We start from the raw sequence: 2,525 nt of genomic DNA on the forward strand, positions 1-2,525 counted from the left end.
ATCTTTAGACGAGGCAGTTTTCGGAATTGAGCCTTCTACACACACAGTGTACTTAGAAGTTAAACAATATTTAGCAGCTCAACGCCAAGGAACGCACAAAGCAAAAGAAAGAGCTGAGATTGCGGGATCAACTCGTAAAATCAAAAAGCAAAAAGGAACAGGTACAGCTCGTGCTGGTTCTATCAAATCTCCAGTGTTTAGAGGAGGAGGTAGAGTTTTCGGACCACGTCCAAGAAACTACTCTTTCAAATTAAACAAAGCACAAAAGAGATTAGCTAAAAAATCAGTTTTATCACAAAAGTTAGCTGAGAATGAAATCAAAGTTGTTGAAAACTTTTCTTTCGAAGCTCCAAGAACTAAAGAGTTCAAAACTGTTTTAACTGATTTAGGATTAGAGAACACAAAATCATTATTCGTATTAGGTGAATCTAATAGCAATGTATATTTATCTTCTCGTAACTTACAAAAAGTTAAAGTTGTTACAACTGAGGAATTAAATGTATTTGATTTAATCAATGCTTCTCAAATCGTATTTTTAGAAGGTTCTTTAGCAACAGTTCAAGAAAATTTAACAAAATAAGACGAAGAAAATGGGAATCATAATTAAACCAGTAATTTCAGAAAAAGCAACTAATAACAGTGAGTTGTTAGGGCAATATTCGTTTTATGTAGACACAAAAGCTAACAAAATTCAAATTAAAGAAGCTGTAGAAAAAACTTACGGTGTATCTGTAGTTTCTGTTAGTACTTTAGTATCTGCTCCAAAAGTAAAAACTCGTTACACAAAAACAGGTTTTCAAACTGGAAAAACAAATAAGTTGAAAAAAGCGATCGTTAGCTTAGCTGAAGGTCAAGAAATAGAGTTGTTCGGATAATTTAAGAATTAAAAAATGTCAGTAAGAAAATTAAAACCTATCACCCCGGGACAACGTTTTAGAGTGGTTAATGAATTTGCGGCAGTAGATAAAAATGCTAAGCCAGAAAAGACATTAGTTGAAGGAAAATCTAAATCGGGTGGACGTAACAACACTGGTAAAATGACAATGCGTTATATCGGTGGTGGACACAAACAAAAATATCGTATCATCGACTTCAAACGTGATAAAGAAGGTGCTGCAACTGTTGAATCTGTACAATACGATCCAAACAGAACTGCATTCATCGCTTTATTATCTTACGAAGATGGTGAGAAACGTTACATTATCGCGCAAAACGGATTAAAAGCTGGACAAGTAATTGTTTCAGGTGATAACGTTGAGCCAGAGGTAGGTAACGCAATGAAATTAAAAAACATTCCTTTAGGTACTGTAATCTCTTGTATCGAGTTACGTCCAGGTCAAGGAGCTGTTATGGCACGTAGTGCTGGTACTTATGCGCAATTAGTTGCTCGTGATGGTAAATATGCTATCGTTAAGTTACCAAGTGGTGAAGTGAGAATGATTTTAGTGGAGTGTAAAGCAACAGTAGGTGTTGTTTCTAACACAGACCACCAGTTAGAAGTTTCAGGTAAAGCAGGTCGTTCAAGATGGCAAGGTCGTCGTCCTAGAACAAGACCAATGGTTATGAACCCTGTAGATCACCCAATGGGTGGTGGTGAAGGTCGTGCGACAGGAGGTATCCCTCGTTCTCGTAACGGTATTCCAGCGAAAGGTTACAAAACTCGTGACAAGAAGAAAGCGTCTAACAAATATATTGTTGAAAGAAGAAAAAAATAATTTATGGCACGTTCATTAAAAAAAGGACCATTCATCCACTATAAATTAGAAAAGAAAGTTCTTGCTAACGTAGAAAGCGGTAGCAAAAACGTGATCAAAACATGGTCAAGAGCATCAATGATTTCTCCTGATTTTGTTGGTCAAACAATCGCAGTACACAACGGAAAGCAATTTATTCCTGTTTATGTTACTGAGAATATGGTAGGTCATAAATTAGGTGAGTTCGCTCCTACACGTACTTTTAGAGGTCATGCCGGAGCTAAAAACAAAGGAAAAAAATAGTAAAGGGCCATGGGATCTAGAAAAAGATTAAGTAACGAAAGAATCAAAGAAGCTAACAAGCAGGTAGCTTTTGCGAAATTAAATAATGTTCCTACTTCTCCTCGTAAGATGAGATTAGTAGTAGATATTATCCGTGGAGTTGAAATTCAAAAAGCTTTAGGTATTTTAAAATATACTAAAAACCACGCTTCAATCCGTTTAGAAAAATTGTTATTAAGCGCTATCGCTAACTGGCAAATCAAAAACGAAGGAGCTGATGTTGAAGAAGCTGGATTATATGTAAAAGAAATCTCTGTTGATAGTGCACGTCAATTAAAAAGAATTCGTACTGCACCTCAAGGTAGAGCACATAGAATCAGAAAACGTTCAAACCATGTAACTTTGGTTTTAGGAACTAAAGAAGATAAACAAAAAGTACAAGATTAAGAATATGGGACAAAAAACTAATCCAATCGGAAATCGTTTAGGAATCATCAGAGGATGGGATTCTAACTGGTACGGTGGAAATGATTACGGTGATAAAATTGC

At 35.8% G+C, this 2,525-nt stretch carries 5 protein-coding genes and 1 pseudogene; all 6 read left to right on the top strand.

Going from position 1 to position 2,525, the window contains the following annotated elements; all coding sequences use genetic code 11:
* Positions 1–580, top strand: a 580-nt coding sequence (rplD, locus tag B3R94_RS08360) for a 50S ribosomal protein L4 (protein WP_291100060.1), incomplete at its 5' end; no start/stop codon positions are given.
* Positions 581–590: 10 nt separating this feature from the next.
* Positions 591–875 (top strand): 50S ribosomal protein L23, encoded by a 285-nt coding sequence (gene rplW / locus B3R94_RS08365; protein ID WP_038335466.1) that lies wholly within the window; start codon positions 591–593, stop codon positions 873–875.
* A 15-nt stretch (positions 876–890) separates the two neighbouring features.
* Positions 891–1,715 (top strand): 50S ribosomal protein L2, encoded by an 825-nt coding sequence (gene rplB / locus B3R94_RS08370; protein WP_291100063.1) that lies wholly within the window; start codon positions 891–893, stop codon positions 1,713–1,715.
* 3 nt (positions 1,716–1,718) lie between these two features.
* A complete protein-coding gene (gene rpsS, locus B3R94_RS08375) occupies positions 1,719–1,997 on the top strand; it encodes a 30S ribosomal protein S19 (protein WP_019974202.1) in 279 nt (92 codons plus the stop codon).
* A 9-nt stretch (positions 1,998–2,006) separates the two neighbouring features.
* A complete protein-coding gene (gene rplV / locus B3R94_RS08380; protein WP_019974201.1) occupies positions 2,007–2,423 on the top strand; it encodes a 50S ribosomal protein L22 in 417 nt (138 codons plus the stop codon).
* A gap of 4 nt (positions 2,424–2,427) precedes the next feature.
* A pseudogene (locus tag B3R94_RS08385) lies at positions 2,428–2,525 on the top strand (30S ribosomal protein S3); the annotation flags it as partial.

Origin of the sequence: Empedobacter sp. UBA7611 (assembly GCF_002484365.1) — a bacterium.
In the GTDB taxonomy this organism is placed as follows: Bacteria; Bacteroidota; Bacteroidia; order Flavobacteriales; family Weeksellaceae; genus Empedobacter; species Empedobacter falsenii_B.

Bases quoted from the DNA above. Each gene is read 5' to 3' on its own strand.
- rplW (WP_038335466.1), top strand. From the start codon at position 591: ATGGGAATCATAATTAAACCAGTAATTTCAGAAAAAGCAACTAATAAC.
- rplV (WP_019974201.1), top strand. From the start codon at position 2,007: ATGGGATCTAGAAAAAGATTAAGTAACGAAAGAATCAAAGAAGCTAAC.
- rpsS (WP_019974202.1), top strand. From the start codon at position 1,719: ATGGCACGTTCATTAAAAAAAGGACCATTCATCCACTATAAATTAGAA.
- rplB (WP_291100063.1), top strand. From the start codon at position 891: ATGTCAGTAAGAAAATTAAAACCTATCACCCCGGGACAACGTTTTAGA.